At 64.3% G+C, this 12,764-nt stretch carries 16 protein-coding genes; 9 read left to right on the top strand and 7 right to left on the bottom strand.

Annotation, left to right across the window (positions count from 1 at the left end):
- Positions 1-50 precede the first annotated feature (50 nt).
- The 7 genes from ABU113_RS12010 to ABU113_RS11980 all read right to left on the bottom strand — a co-directional run bounded on the left by ABU113_RS12010 (position 51) and on the right by ABU113_RS11980 (position 5,824).
- Positions 51-311 (bottom strand): helix-turn-helix domain-containing protein, encoded by a 261-nt coding sequence (locus ABU113_RS12010; RefSeq protein ID WP_176024571.1) that lies wholly within the window; start codon positions 309-311, stop codon positions 51-53.
- A gap of 212 nt (positions 312-523) precedes the next feature.
- Complete coding sequence (locus ABU113_RS12005; protein WP_454559734.1) at positions 524-907, bottom strand: hypothetical protein; 384 nt, start codon at positions 905-907, stop codon at positions 524-526.
- Positions 904-2,241 (bottom strand): recombinase family protein, encoded by a 1,338-nt coding sequence (locus ABU113_RS12000; RefSeq protein ID WP_454559756.1) that lies wholly within the window; start codon positions 2,239-2,241, stop codon positions 904-906. Before ABU113_RS12000 ends, ABU113_RS12005 begins: the two co-directional genes overlap by 4 nt.
- On the bottom strand, positions 2,238-2,705 hold the full coding sequence (locus ABU113_RS11995; protein ID WP_454559733.1) for a DUF2924 domain-containing protein: 468 nt from the start codon (positions 2,703-2,705) through the stop codon (positions 2,238-2,240). The genes ABU113_RS12000 and ABU113_RS11995 overlap by 4 nt, the downstream gene beginning before the upstream one ends.
- A gap of 404 nt (positions 2,706-3,109) precedes the next feature.
- Complete coding sequence (locus ABU113_RS11990) at positions 3,110-4,381, bottom strand: hypothetical protein (RefSeq protein WP_454559732.1); 1,272 nt, start codon at positions 4,379-4,381, stop codon at positions 3,110-3,112.
- Between the two features lie 145 nt (positions 4,382-4,526).
- Complete coding sequence (locus ABU113_RS11985) at positions 4,527-5,459, bottom strand: ImmA/IrrE family metallo-endopeptidase (RefSeq protein ID WP_454559731.1); 933 nt, start codon at positions 5,457-5,459, stop codon at positions 4,527-4,529.
- On the bottom strand, positions 5,456-5,824 hold the full coding sequence (locus ABU113_RS11980) for a helix-turn-helix domain-containing protein (RefSeq protein WP_089412744.1): 369 nt from the start codon (positions 5,822-5,824) through the stop codon (positions 5,456-5,458). The genes ABU113_RS11985 and ABU113_RS11980 overlap by 4 nt, the downstream gene beginning before the upstream one ends.
- A gap of 95 nt (positions 5,825-5,919) precedes the next feature.
- Between ABU113_RS11980 and ABU113_RS11975 the strand changes: the two genes are divergently transcribed.
- From ABU113_RS11975 to ABU113_RS11935, 9 genes are all read left to right on the top strand, one after another.
- Complete coding sequence (locus ABU113_RS11975) at positions 5,920-6,162, top strand: DUF2188 domain-containing protein (RefSeq protein ID WP_045449871.1); 243 nt, start codon at positions 5,920-5,922, stop codon at positions 6,160-6,162.
- An 11-nt stretch (positions 6,163-6,173) separates the two neighbouring features.
- Complete coding sequence (locus ABU113_RS11970; RefSeq protein WP_454559730.1) at positions 6,174-7,361, top strand: hypothetical protein; 1,188 nt, start codon at positions 6,174-6,176, stop codon at positions 7,359-7,361.
- Entirely contained in the window at positions 7,345-8,289 is a 945-nt protein-coding gene (locus ABU113_RS11965; protein WP_454559729.1) for a hypothetical protein, read from the top strand. The genes ABU113_RS11970 and ABU113_RS11965 overlap by 17 nt, the downstream gene beginning before the upstream one ends.
- Positions 8,290-8,390: 101 nt before the next feature.
- Entirely contained in the window at positions 8,391-8,600 is a 210-nt protein-coding gene (locus tag ABU113_RS11960; protein WP_050474479.1) for a helix-turn-helix transcriptional regulator, read from the top strand.
- A gap of 10 nt (positions 8,601-8,610) precedes the next feature.
- Positions 8,611-9,099: a hypothetical protein gene (locus ABU113_RS11955; RefSeq protein WP_454559728.1), complete on the top strand. Its 489-nt coding sequence runs from the start codon at positions 8,611-8,613 to the stop codon at positions 9,097-9,099.
- The gene (locus ABU113_RS11950) at positions 9,096-9,392 is read left to right on the top strand and encodes a hypothetical protein (protein WP_454559727.1); all 297 of its coding nucleotides are present in this window, start codon (positions 9,096-9,098) and stop codon (positions 9,390-9,392) included. Before ABU113_RS11955 ends, ABU113_RS11950 begins: the two co-directional genes overlap by 4 nt.
- Positions 9,392-10,321: an ATP-binding protein gene (locus ABU113_RS11945; protein ID WP_454559726.1), complete on the top strand. Its 930-nt coding sequence runs from the start codon at positions 9,392-9,394 to the stop codon at positions 10,319-10,321. The genes ABU113_RS11950 and ABU113_RS11945 overlap by 1 nt, the downstream gene beginning before the upstream one ends.
- Before the next feature lie 17 nt (positions 10,322-10,338).
- Positions 10,339-10,935: a hypothetical protein gene (locus ABU113_RS11940; protein ID WP_454559725.1), complete on the top strand. Its 597-nt coding sequence runs from the start codon at positions 10,339-10,341 to the stop codon at positions 10,933-10,935.
- 7 nt (positions 10,936-10,942) lie between these two features.
- Entirely contained in the window at positions 10,943-12,646 is a 1,704-nt protein-coding gene (locus ABU113_RS11935) for a DEAD/DEAH box helicase (protein ID WP_454559724.1), read from the top strand.
- The last annotated feature ends 118 nt before the right edge of the window (positions 12,647-12,764 follow it).

The following is a 12,764-nucleotide window of genomic DNA, read 5'->3' as shown; positions in this document are numbered from 1 at the left end:
GCGGGATCGTCGGCCTGATGTCGGCGGTCGCCGTCGCGGATTGAGAGGAATCAGTGTTTTGGCGGAGGCGCCTTCAGTCGTACGCCTCGTCCGCCAGCCGGGCTGGCCGCGCCTTCTCCGATCAGTTCGACACCGGCGAATTCGAGTGCCGCCACGACCTTGGTCAGGCTGTCGACGACGCCGCGCACATTTCCGGTGCTGGCCTCCATCCGCTGGATCGTCGGCACGGAAAGCCCGGCTAGTTCTGCGAGGGTCTTCTGGTCGATACCGAGAAGAGCACGCGCGGCGCGCATTTGGGGACCAGTGATCATCGGTATATCCTGAAACACGATAATCGATATATAGAAATTCGATAATGATATGTCAAACATCAAAACTGTTTGAGGAATCCTATCCGCGCCAAATGAATGATGCCCATCATTGCAGGCGTCATCCTGGGCGACGCAGAGGCTTAGCGAACGCAGCTGCGGGTCAATCGGCGAACCCTTTTTGGTTTGCTCGCTGATTCATAGGTCGTGACAGGCTAATAGAATATTGTCTCAAACTGCTCCGCCCACGGCTGGTCGGCGACAGCGGCTAGATCGTTTAGCGAGAGCGCCGGTGGTACGCGCCTGATGACGAGGTGTTCGAGCACCTCCGGCGACAGATAGGCGAGCCGCATCATGCGGCTCACGAACCGGTCGGAGACCTTCTCGGCCGCGGCGATATCCTGAATGGTGGAAGCGGCACCGGATTCCAGCTGCCGCCGCCAGCTCCAGGCACGGGCTATGGCGCGCAGCACATGCGGATCCTGCGCACGCCCATCTCGCATGACCACCTCGTCGGGCGGGAGGATCTTCGGCCGCCCATTACGTTTGCGGATCGTCAGGGGGATGACGACGCGGATGGTGTTCGTCGAGTCAGTCATGCGCGGGCCTCCGTCTGGCGGGGGGCCATCATGTCCCGCAGGACCGAGCCCAATCCCTCATAGCGCAGATCGACGGCAATGCCGTCTTCGCCGACGGTCACCCGCTCGACCAGGAGCTGGACGATGCGGGTCTGCTCCGCCGGATAAAGCGCCGCCCAGAGCTGATCGAACTCGCCGAGCGCCTGGACGACCGCCTTCTCATCGACGGTCGAGTTCTCGTCGCGAAGAGCCTTTATGGTCCGCGCCGCGACTTCGGGTGCGCGGATCATGCGGCGGATTTCGCCGACCACGGCGTCCTCGACCATGCCGGCGGGCAAGCGCAGCGGGCCCGAGGCGGCGCCGGTCGGGCGGTTTCGTATCAGGTCCATCGACGCGTAGTAGCGGTAGAGGCGCGTGCCCTTCTTCGTCGCGGTCGGCGTCATCGCCGTGCCTGTCTCGGTGAAGATGATCCCCTTCAGCAGAGCCGGAGTCTGGCGACGCGTGTTCTTCGCCCGCAGGCGCGGGCTCTCGCGTAGGATGCTATGCACCTTGTCCCACAGGACCTGATCAATGATGGCCTCGTGCTCGCCCGGATAGGCCGTGCCCTTATGGACGGCTTCGCCGAGATAGACCCGGTTGTTGATCAGCTTGTAGAGGAAGCCCTTGTCGATCGGCTTGCCGCGCTTGTTCAGCACGCCTTCAGCCGCGAGCGCTTTGGCCAGCGTCGTGGCGGAGCCGATGGCGACGAATCGCTCGAAGATCATCCGGACCGTCGCGGCCTCGGCCTCGTTGACCACCAGCTTTCGGTCACGCACGTCGTAGCCCAGCGGGACGTGACCGCCCATCCACATGCCGCGCTTGCGGGATGCCGCGACCTTGTCGCGGATGCGCTCGCCGATCACCTCCCGCTCGAATTGTGCGAAGCTGAGGAGGATGTTCAGGGTCAGGCGGCCCATCGAGGTCGTGGTGTTGAACGACTGCGTGACCGAAACGAAGGTCACCTGATTGCGGTCGAAGATCTCGACCAGCTTGGCGAAGTCCATCAGCGAGCGCGACAGCCGGTCGATCTTGTAGACCACGATCACATCGATCAGACCGGCTTCGACGTCCTGAATGAGACGCTTCAGGCCGGGCCGTTCCAGCGTGCCACCGGAGAAGCCGCCATCGTCGTAGCGTTCGCGAATGGTGGCCCAGCCTTCCGCCTTCTGGCTCGTCACGAAGGCCTCGCAAGCCTCGCGCTGGGCGTCGAGGCTGTTGAACTCCATGTCGAGCCCTTCCTCGCTCGACTTGCGGGTATAGATGGCGCAGCGCTGACGGCGCGGAACGACCGCGATGGCTTCCTGATGACGGCTCATCGGTCGTCCCTCCGTGCCTCGCGGAGGCCGAAGAAGCGGTAGCCGTTCCACTGCGTGCCGGTGATCGCCCGCGCCACCGCCGACAGCGACTTGAACTTGCGCCCCTGCCAGTCGAAGCCGTCCTTCATCACAGTGACGGTGTGCTCCACCCCGTCCCATTCACGCACGAAGCGGGTGCCGACCACCGGGTTGCGGGAATCCGCGATGATCGTCTTGCGCCCGACCCGGCCCTCGATTTCGTCGGCCAGCAAGTCAAGCGTCCGCCGCGTCTCGCGGGACAGGCCGCCGAGGGTCAGTTCCTGGATCCGGTAGCCGAGCCTCAGCTCGAGGTAACTGCGGCTGTTGTTCGGAGCGGGCGTGCCGAAGAGGCTTTCCCACTTCGCCTTCAGCTCGACCACCGTCATTCGTTTCAGCGCTGCAAGCTGCGTGACCACGCTCGCGTCCGCCGCCTCGCGTTCGCCCACCCGCCATGGCGCGGCGTCAGTCTTTCTCTTTGTTCCTGGCATCATTGCCCTCCAACTCGGTTGCTCGGTTTGCGACGACCAACACGGCGTTTGAGGGCGAGAATGTCGAATGAACTGTCTTCGCCAGGTGCAGATAAAGGACTGGACTGTTCCGGCAGGATACGCCTCAGCCCCGCGGCAAGAATGCACGCGAGTTCATCGAGGCGTTCACCCGTCGACAGACGGACGGGCAGCAGCGGGTTCGGGCCAGATCGGGCGTCTTGCATGAGACCGTTCGCAACAGAAGATGGCTGGCGAAACGGTAGGCGCAAAACGGCAATAATCAAGCACATTCAATAGCTTATCTGGTTCTTGCGCAATCATTCGAATGGCAGCGAACCAAGCAGATGCGGCGCACTCACTCCCTATTCTTTTTTAGGTTCGCCTCCGGCCACGATCCCCAGGTCTGCCTTTGACTCGGCGTACAATGGTTGATAGCGCTCGCTTGGCGTCTTCCAAGACACCAAGTAGTCCAATGGGTCTTGGGTACCAAGAAACTCACGGGCGAGCGTCAGCCGTTCCAGGACTGCGGCTCTTTCGGCCTCCGGCAGCTCCGCGGCGCGCTGCTCCACGCCCACGAGGAAACGCTCGATGTTCATGACGTTTGACCACTGCTGAATGACCTGAGCAAGATGCTCGCGGCTGTCCTGGATCGATTGTTCGACGCGGCGTCTGTCTTCCTCTCTCCGTCGCTTCTCTTCCGCTGCCAGCCACTCCTGCCGCGCGATCTCAGCCTTCCGATCGGCTTCTTCGAGCTTGGCGACAAGGTCGATGGCGGCATCCTCGACGGACTTGACGATAGATCTGACCGAGGAGCGAAGTGAGGTCTTCTTGGTCTCCTGCCAGTCGGTCGACCAGTTGACGCGATGATAGGGCGAATAGGCCACGAGGCGCAGGCGACCAGAGGGGAGCTCCCGGGTGGTCGTCCATGTGTGATCGGCATAGTGGCGAGCCGGCCTGGGCGGGATGTAGTCGGCCTCCCGGATGTACTGGCCGCGGACGTACCGGAGCAGCACCTCTTCCGACATCTCGATAATCGCGAGGCCGATCGCCACGCTGCCGACATAGACGACGGTCGGGCGGTAAGGGGACCAAGGCCCACTGTGGTAGTAGGAGTTGCGTGAACTGGTGCGCACCTCGCGCTCATCGATGTTGGCGCGTCTGAGCGACTCATCTGGTGGCGCAATCACCACTCGGTGCCCCACTGACTCGAAGGCGTTGAAGAGGTCGTTGGTGAAGTCGAGCGCCTTGTCGAGGCAGGCCTTTGATGTGGTTATGTCGAGGAGCAGCTTCTTGTAGGGCTTGAGATAGGCGCCATCGTCCACGGGTCTGCTGTTCTCAAAATGCTCCTTGGCGCCCCGGACCAGGCCGTGAATGCGAGTCCTAGGGATGCGAACCTGGGCCTCGGATCGGCGCTGAGGCAGCGGCCGCGGCTTCAGGGGCGGCCGAAGCTCCCCTTCCTTTGACCAGTACAGCTGGTCGCCGGGCCGGGCTTCCGGCAAGGGCTCGGCCGGCGGCGCCTTGCCGACGGCCAGCTTCGCCCAATAGCCTCGCTCGGGTCGAGGGACGTTCAGGATGGCGCAGACTCGGGCCATATAGCTGCCGGAGACCCCAAACTGCTCTGCGACCTTGGTCATGGGTTTCGACCAGACCAAATCGTAAAGCTCTTCTCTAGAAACCACGGCTCCCTCAAGGTTCCCTTTTTGCCAAGCGCTGTGTCACAGCCGTCAGCTGACGATTTGCTCGAAGTTTATCGATAGGCGGACCGGTCTTTCCAAAATATCAGTCCCGATCACTTTTCATGAACTGGTTGTAGCTGTCCCAAGGCTCCTCATCCTCAATCTCAGCCCGGTAGTCGGCGGGATCGAACTGCAGGAGCGACACGGCCAAGCCGAGGCGGTCAGAGAAGAAGGTCAGTTCTCGGACGGGTTCGGAGCCCCGACTAAATGTCCAGATGCCGGCGGGCAAAGCCACCGGGCGCTGAGAACTGGTGTGCTGCGACGCCGACCCCATGGCCATGACGGAGCCGTCGGGAATCGGCATGCCCGATTGAATGAACACGCCGCTTCTGTAGGCGCGCGTGCTCGCTCTGCCCCACAACGCGAATCCGTCTCGCGCAACCACCATGGCCGCTCGGGTGTCGGTGAATTCGATCCACTTGCGCGCCGCCGCAAGAAGAGAAACTCCGTATCGGTCAGTCACATGGCCAAGGAGGTCGCGAGTTACCTCCTGACTGCCGACCTGGTTCCGATAGTCGTCGATCGGCATCAACAGGAAGGAGGCGAAGGTATCGGCCTCTTCTTCACGCTGCTTCTCCGCATCCTTCCAGCCGTTGGCTTGCAGCGGAAGGCACTCGAAGTCGAAATCGTCCGAGAGCTCGCCGTTACGGTAGTGCGCTGCGGTCAGCGGGCGCCGGTGCAGCAAGTAGTGCCCGAACTCATGAGCGAGTGTGAAGCGCTCGCGTCCGCGGTAGCGGGGCTGAGTGTTGTAGAGGATCTGCCAACCGGGCTTCTTGCGCCGTGCCCGGAGCATGCCCTCGAAGCCGTCGATGTCGACGCCCTTCACTGCCGTAATCGGGTCCTCGTGGTTTCGGGAGACTTCGAGCGCCAGCGCCTCCACGTCCACGGGGAACCGGTCTTCTCCCAGCACGGTGCGGAGAAGCACAGTCAGATCGTTCGCGGCCCTTTTGGGCGATTTTCTGCCGCTATTGCTCATTCATCCTCATCGTCCAGGATCTTGAGCATCTCGCGAAGCTTCTCTTTGCTCTTCGGCTTCATCTTCTGATACTTGCGAAAGAAGGCAGTGTCTGTCGCGTCGGCTTCGGTGACTTCGTCGGCAGAAATCAGGTAATCGGTCGTAGTCTCCAGGGCGGCCGCGATCTGGTGAAGCTTCTCAGCCGAAGGGCGCGCGACGTCCTTGTTCTCGATCTCCCACATGTAGCTCTTGCTGGATCCGACCCTTTCGGCCAGCGCCTCCAGGGTCAATCCTCGCTTCAGTCTGAGCTCGCGAACGCGCTCTCCCAAGGGTGTTGGCACCGGGTGTTCTCCTGTTTGTCCGTCGGGTTCGTTATCGCGATACATCTAGTCCTTGACACGCCGCACCTGCAATACCTATCTTGCGCACAAGTTCGTAGTAACGAACCCACTTTCGCGCTTTCACGAGACAGGAGGCCTTCATGGCTAAAGCAGGTAACGGTTCGGGCACCCATCACGTGGTCCCCAATCCCAATGGCGGATGGGATGTCCGCCGCGGCGGCGCCGAGCGCGCCAGCGGGCACTTCGACACGAAGCGGGAGGCGATCGACCGTGGGCGGGAGATCAGCCGCAACGCTGGGACGGAGTTCAAGATCCACAACCAGGATGGTCGGATCGGCCAGTCCGATTCCCACGGGAACGACCCCCGCAACATCAAGGGTTAAGGAGATCGGCCATGGCCTCAGTGACGAGTTTCATCCGCAACGTGCCTGCCTCGTCGCTGCAGGCCTATTTCCACCACACTGGCATCGAGCTTCCCACCGAAGTCGATTGGGAGGCGCCCGAGCCGGAAGTCGCCCGCGTCACCTTGCGGGCCGTCGACGAATTGGACGACGAAGCCCGCGCCCGCATCGTCAATGACGCCGAGCGTGTGAGCGCCCTGGCCGATGATGCGGGGCAGACCGCACTCTACAGCGTGATCGACGACCGCACGGTACTCGATGATCTGGCAAATGGCCATGCGCGTTCGCTCTGGATGTTCCTGAACGAACCGGTTCGGTTCCGCCATGCCGAGGAGGTCCGTTACACCGATGAGCGGCGCCGTGGTCGGAGCTGGGACGGGTTCATCGGCGAGCCGAACCTCGATCTGCGGCGGGACGAGGCATCCATCAATGCCTTCAAGGCGGCGCTGCGCGAACGGTTTGCTTCCAACAACGTCCACATCGATATCTTCGGGCGCTACCGGCCGACCTTCGACGGCGAGGATTGCGAGCTTGTCCAGATCGCGATCTACCGCGAGGGCTTGCTGGATGATTTCCTGGCGTTCGATGACGCGGGTACGCTCGTCCGCCGCGCCCGCCGTCCCGTGTTCGAGGCGGCCATGACGTATGAACCGGCGACCGGCGTCATCGAAGTCGTCGCCAACGACCGCGAGAGCCGCGAGGAGATGGTCCGCTTCATGGCGCGCGACCTGCTGGGGATCGAGTTCCAGAGCGAGAAGGTGCCCTTCCGCACCTACGACCTCGCAGTTCTGCTTCACCCTTTCGATTTTCCGACCGACCCGGAGGATGGGATCGAGTCCGTCGAGGTCAAGCAGCTGCGTCTGATGCCCATCGACAATGTGGGCGAGCGCGTCACGCTGGAATGTCTTCGGAAGGCCGACCGCACCATCTGGAGCATGTCGGCGGAGCGGTTCGGCACCAACGATCCGCTGACTGGCGGTTGGGTGGCGACACAGGCCAAACTCTCCATCAAATTCCATCCCAAGGGCGATGCCAAACGCGGTCGGACGATGCCGTTGACGATCACGATGCCGCATGGCTGCAATCTCAAGGACCAGACCGAAGAGGAGCAGCTGATCGGCGAGAAGTATCTCCGGCGCTGGGGCATCCTTTCCGGAGACGGCGGTGTCGTCGTCGATTGATCGGAGGGCGGTTGATCTGCTCCTCTCAATCGTGGAGAGCGCGGATGCCAAAGTCGCCGGCGCCGTGCTCTCCGACTATCACGCCAACAGCGCGGGGAAATTGCTGGCGGCGAATGTGCTGCGTCCCGATGGCCATAACGCGGCGGCCGCCTCGCTGGCTGATTTCGAAGACGAGCCGGTCTCCCTGATCTGGTCCTCGGAACGGAACGGCTACGGATACTTCAGCCCGTCTGCTGGCTGGGTTGATGTCCCGAAAGAGCGGATGGGAGTCTACGGGGTGGACTTCCCGGTCCTTTTCGCCCGCTTGCTGGTCGGGCTGGACATTGCGTCCCGTGGCGGCGCCAGAGCGCTCGTTCCACGAGCTTTGTGGGAGCTTGGCGACGCGCGCATCGGCCGTCGCCCGCAGCGGGTCCCGATCTGGTTCGCGCGCCGCCTTTCGGACCGGAGGATTTGGGCAGATGTGGCTGATGCGGCCCGAAGGCGACCAACACCCCATGTCCGCATTCTCTTGACCAGCACGCCCAGTGGTCGGCTCCATGAACCGGGGCTGCCGGGGCACCTCGTCGTGTCCATCGGCGATGCCATCGATTTCGACGACGGAATGGCGGTCAGCCCTGAAATCCTATCGGCACTTCTCAATGGCACACCCGCCGTCAGCCCTCATACGCCCCTGTCCCTCTCACCGAGCGGGCAGCGACTCACCATCCATGGCAACGTCACGATCGATCTCAAGTCGGACATCCATATCGCCATCATTCGCAAGCTGGTTGAGGGACACCAGGACGGCCGACGCTTCAGCGCTCGGGAACTCCTTGATCATGCCCGCTCCAGCGCGAAGACGCTGCGTCAAGCATTTGGCGCGCAGCGATGGGCAGACCTCGAACCTTATCTGAAGTCCAAGAACGGTCTCTGGGGCTTCGCGCTCTGACGAAATTCTCTCTGTTCTTCTCCCTCTGACCGGGTCGGTTTTCTTCCTCCCGGCCAGCCATCGTCTCCGCAGGTTTTCGACCAAAACCGAAGGAGAAACAGATGGCTACGAAACACCTCAACCAGATCGACCTAGCTGCGCGCTGGAACATCAGCCACCGCACGCTTGAGCGCTGGCGCTGGACGGGCGAAGGCCCGCGCTTCGTCAAGCTCGGCGGTCGCGTCGTGTATCGCCTCGAAGACGTCGAAGAGTACGAGCGCGAGCAGATCCGGGCGAGCACCGCCGACCACCCCAGCAAGCCTGCGGCGTGAGGGGGTGGTGATGACGATCTCCAATCGCATCTCCCTCGACGAACTCCGGCGCATGGCCGTCGGCGACATCGCCGCTCTGCCCGCCGAACAGCTCGCCCTCCTGCAGGAAGAGGCCGCCGACGCTCTGCGTCGCGCCAAGACCGTCTGCGACTGGCTCGATGGGGCCGTCGCGCTCAAGTATGGCGATCGTGCCCACGCAGCGCGCCAGACTGCCGGCAAGGACACCGGCACGGTCCGCTTCGATGACGGCGCGGTCACCGTGATCGCCGATCTGCCGAAACGCGTCGACTGGGACCAGGACAAGCTCGCCGCCCTCGTCGAACGCATCCGGGCCGAGGGCGACGACCCCACCGAATACATCGATGTCGCGATCAAGGTGCCCGAGCGCAAGTTCGCGGCCTGGCCGAGCCACATCCGCTCCGCCTTCGAGGACGCGCGCACCGTCCGCACCGGCAAGCCCAGCTTCCGTCTTTCCCTGAACACCGAGGTGACGTCATGAGCATCACGAAGAAGCTCGCGCTGCTCCGCGAGCACCATTACGGGCTGGACAAGCTGCCCGAGACTATCCGGGTGCCGGCCCTTGGCGAGCGTCGCGACGAGGCCGTCAAGCCGGTCGGGGCGGCCTCGATCGACGACCTGGCCTTCGCCCTCATCGGGCTGAACGAGCGGGCATCGGCGCTCTACCGCGAGATCGACGCGGTGCGCACCCTCCACGACGAGGCCCGCAAGGCCGGCGCGCTGGGAGCGGACATCGCGGTCGACGCCTTGATCGCGGCGAAGGGAGGCAAGTGATGGCGCTTCCTGCCTCTCCCTGTCAGGCCTCCGGCCTTTCTCGCCTCTTGCCGATCATCTCCGCCGATCAGCGGCTCGCCGAGCCGCGCGGCGTCAAGGGCACGATCTTCGGCAAGTCCGGGATCGGCAAGACCAGCCTTCTCTGGACGCTCGACCCCGCCACCACGCTGTTCATCGACTTGGAGGCGGGCGACCTCGCCATCGAGGGATGGTCCGGCGACAGCGTCCGGCCGCGCACATGGGTCGAGTGCCGCGACTTCGCGGTCTTCATCGGCGGCCCCAATCCGGCGCTGCGGGACGACCAGGTCTACAGCGAGGCCCACTTCGCGGCGGTGTGCGAGCGCTTCGGCGATCCGGCGGCGCTCGACCGCTACCACACGGTGTTCATCGACTCGATCACCGTCGCCGGGCGGCTCTGCTTCCAATGGTGCAAGGGGCAGCCCGAGGCGTTCTCGGAGAAGACCGGCAAGCCCGATGTCCGCGGTGCCTATGGCCTGCACGGCCGCGAGATGATCGCGTGGCTCACGCATCTCCAGCACACGCGGGCGAAGAACGTCTGGTTCGTCGGGATCCTCGACGAGAAGCTCGACGACTTCAATCGGCGCATCTTCCAGCCGCAGATCGACGGCTCGAAGACCGGCCTCGAGCTGCCGGGCATTGTCGATGAAGTCCTGACGATGGCCGAGATCAGGGACGAGTCCGGCGCGCCGTACCGTGCCTTCGTCTGCCAGACGATCAACCCCTGGAACTTCCCGGCGAAGGATCGATCCGGCCGTCTCGACCTGATCGAGGAGCCGCATCTCGGCCGCTTGATGGCCAAGATCCGCGGCCCCGTGAAGCCCGCCTCCGAGCGGCTGGCCTATCGCAGCCCGCCCCCGGCCGCGACGGCGCTGACCTCCGACGCCCCCACCCATTCCGAAAACGCCTGAACGAGGAGCCCCCAGTCATGTCTGGATCCTGGAACGACTTCAACGACGCCAAGCAGAACAGCAACATCATCCCCAAGGGCACGCTGGCCAAGGTGCGCCTGACGATCCGTCCGGGCGGATTCGACGATCCGGCGCAGGGCTGGACCGGCGGATACGCCACGCGGGGGACCACCGGCTCGGTCTATCTCTCGGGCGAGTTCACGGTTCTCGAAGGGCCCTTCGCCCGGCGCAAGATCTTCACCCTGATCGGGCTCTACAGCCCCAAGGGACCGGACTGGGCGAACATGGGCCGCAGCCTGATCCGCGGCATGCTCAACTCCGCGCGCGGCATTTCGGACAAGGACACGTCCGCTCAGGCCCAGGCCGCGCGTCGTATCAGCGGCTTTGCCGATCTCGACGGGCTCGAGTTCGTGGCGCGGATCGACATCGGCACCGACACCAACGGCGAGGAGAAGAACGAGATCCGCGCGGCGGTGACGCCGGATCACAAGGATTATGCCGCCCTCATGGGCGTGCCCGGTGCGGCACCGCAGCCGCAGGCTCAGCCTTCCCAGCCCTCCATGCCCCAATCTTCAGCACCGGCGGCGGGCACGCGCCCGTCCTGGGCGCAGTGAGGCGGCCATGCTGCTGCGTCCCCGCCAGAAGCAGTTCGTCGAGCGCAGCGTCCGCGCGCTCGACGAACACGGAAACACCCTCGGCGTCGCCCCGACCGGAGCCGGCAAGACGATCATGCTCTCAGGCGTCGTCGGGCGCATGGTCGGCGAAACCCCGAAGAGCACAGGCGCCAAGGCCTGCGTGCTCGCGCATCGCGACGAGCTGACCGCTCAGAACCGCAGCAAGTTCGGCCGGGTGAATCCCCGCATCACGACCTCGGTCGTCGACGCGAAGGAGAAGTCGTGGGCTGGACAGGTCACCTTCGCGATGGTGCCGACGCTGGCGCGCGCGGGCAATCTCGACCAGCTGCCCGCGCTCGACCTCCTGGTGATCGACGAGGCGCACCACGCGGCCGCCGACAGCTATCGCCGCATCATCGACGCCGCGCTCCAGCGCAATCCCGAGTGCCGGGTCTACGGCGTCACGGCGACGCCCAACCGGGGCGACAAGCGCGGTCTGCGTCCGGTGTTCTCCAACGTCGCCGATCAGATCCGGATCGGCGAACTGATCGCGTCGGGGCATCTCGTGCCGCCGCGTACCTTCGTCATCGATGTCGGCGTCCAGGACCAGCTCACCAGGGTGCGCCGCACGGCCGACGATTTCGACATGGCCGAGGTCGACGCGATCATGAACCGGTCGCCGGTCACGGACGCCGTCATCCGCCACTGGCGGGAAAAGGCGGGCGAGCGCCAGACGGTGGTGTTCTGCTCGACCGTGGACCACGCGCGCAACGTGACAGCCGCCTTCAACGCGGCCGGTGTCGCCGCTGGGCTGATCCACGGCGACATGGCCGATACCGACCGCAAGACGACCCTCGACGCCTACGCCGCCGGAGAGCTGCGGGTCGTCGTCAATGTCGCCGTCCTGACCGAGGGCTGGGATCATCCACCGACGGGCTGCGTCGTGCTGCTGCGGCCGAGCTCCTACAAGTCGACCATGATTCAGATGGTCGGTCGCGGCCTGCGCACGGTCTCGCCCGAGGAACATCCAGGCGTCATCAAGACCGACTGCATCGTGCTCGACTTCGGCACCTCGACCCTGCTGCACGGTTCGCTGGAGCAGGATGTCGACCTGGACGGTCGCGAGCCCTCTGGCGAGGCGCCGACCAAGGATTGCCCCGACTGCGGCGCCATCGTGCCGCTCGCCACCACCGAATGCCCGCTGTGCGGTCATGTCTGGGAGCGTCCCGAAGGCGGCGAAGCAGCGCCGCTCGGCGACTTCGTGATGTCCGAGATCGACCTGCTGAAGCGGTCGAGTTTCCGTTGGTGCGATCTCTTCGGCGACGATGCCGCGCTCATCGCCAACGGCTTCAATGCCTGGGGCGGTGTCTTCTTCCTGAACGGCCGGTGGTACGGCATCGGAGGCCTCCAGAAGCAGCGCCCTCATCTGTTGGCCGTGGGCGAACGCACCGTTTGCCTCGCGGCGGCCGACGATTGGCTCAACGAGCATGAGAGCGACGAGAGCGCCCACAAGACGCGCCGCTGGTTGAACCAGCCGCCCACCGACCGGCAGCTTGCCTTCCTGCCGCCGGAGTACCGGCAGGATTTCGGGCTCACCCGCTATCAGGCATCAGCGCTGCTGGCCTTTCGCTTCAACCGCGACGCCATCCGCTCCCTCGTCTTCGGCGCGGCCGATGTCGCGCCCGAAGCAGCCATCGGGAGGGCGGCATGAGCCATGGCCTGTCCTACCCCCACCACGGCCGAGGACCGGCGGCGGCTCTGGCATCCGCGTGGAACGCTCTGTGCTGTCTGCCGGCGACCCACCCGTGGCTTTGGCTGGTTCGACCCGG

The organism is Parapedomonas caeni, from assembly GCF_041060555.1.
Classification (GTDB): Bacteria; Pseudomonadota; Alphaproteobacteria; order Sphingomonadales; family Sphingomonadaceae; genus CAUJIW01.
The sequence above is the reverse complement of the archived record's forward strand: the minus strand, read 5'-3'. Positions and strand labels throughout refer to the sequence as shown.

What these genes read in the sequence shown, in the direction of transcription:
- ABU113_RS12010 (WP_176024571.1), bottom strand. Translation starts at nt 311, where the DNA reads ATGATCACTGGTCCCCAAATGCGCGCCGCGCGTGCTCTTCTCGGTATC.
- ABU113_RS12005 (WP_454559734.1), bottom strand. Translation starts at nt 907, where the DNA reads ATGACTGACTCGACGAACACCATCCGCGTCGTCATCCCCCTGACGATC.
- ABU113_RS12000 (WP_454559756.1), bottom strand. Translation starts at nt 2,241, where the DNA reads ATGAGCCGTCATCAGGAAGCCATCGCGGTCGTTCCGCGCCGTCAGCGC.
- ABU113_RS11990 (WP_454559732.1), bottom strand. Translation starts at nt 4,381, where the DNA reads ATGACCAAGGTCGCAGAGCAGTTTGGGGTCTCCGGCAGCTATATGGCC.
- ABU113_RS11985 (WP_454559731.1), bottom strand. Translation starts at nt 5,459, where the DNA reads ATGAGCAATAGCGGCAGAAAATCGCCCAAAAGGGCCGCGAACGATCTG.
- ABU113_RS11980 (WP_089412744.1), bottom strand. Translation starts at nt 5,824, where the DNA reads ATGTATCGCGATAACGAACCCGACGGACAAACAGGAGAACACCCGGTG.
- ABU113_RS11975 (WP_045449871.1), top strand. Translation starts at nt 5,920, where the DNA reads ATGGCTAAAGCAGGTAACGGTTCGGGCACCCATCACGTGGTCCCCAAT.
- ABU113_RS11970 (WP_454559730.1), top strand. Translation starts at nt 6,174, where the DNA reads ATGGCCTCAGTGACGAGTTTCATCCGCAACGTGCCTGCCTCGTCGCTG.
- ABU113_RS11960 (WP_050474479.1), top strand. Translation starts at nt 8,391, where the DNA reads ATGGCTACGAAACACCTCAACCAGATCGACCTAGCTGCGCGCTGGAAC.
- ABU113_RS11955 (WP_454559728.1), top strand. Translation starts at nt 8,611, where the DNA reads ATGACGATCTCCAATCGCATCTCCCTCGACGAACTCCGGCGCATGGCC.
- ABU113_RS11950 (WP_454559727.1), top strand. Translation starts at nt 9,096, where the DNA reads ATGAGCATCACGAAGAAGCTCGCGCTGCTCCGCGAGCACCATTACGGG.
- ABU113_RS11945 (WP_454559726.1), top strand. Translation starts at nt 9,392, where the DNA reads ATGGCGCTTCCTGCCTCTCCCTGTCAGGCCTCCGGCCTTTCTCGCCTC.
- ABU113_RS11940 (WP_454559725.1), top strand. Translation starts at nt 10,339, where the DNA reads ATGTCTGGATCCTGGAACGACTTCAACGACGCCAAGCAGAACAGCAAC.
- ABU113_RS11935 (WP_454559724.1), top strand. Translation starts at nt 10,943, where the DNA reads ATGCTGCTGCGTCCCCGCCAGAAGCAGTTCGTCGAGCGCAGCGTCCGC.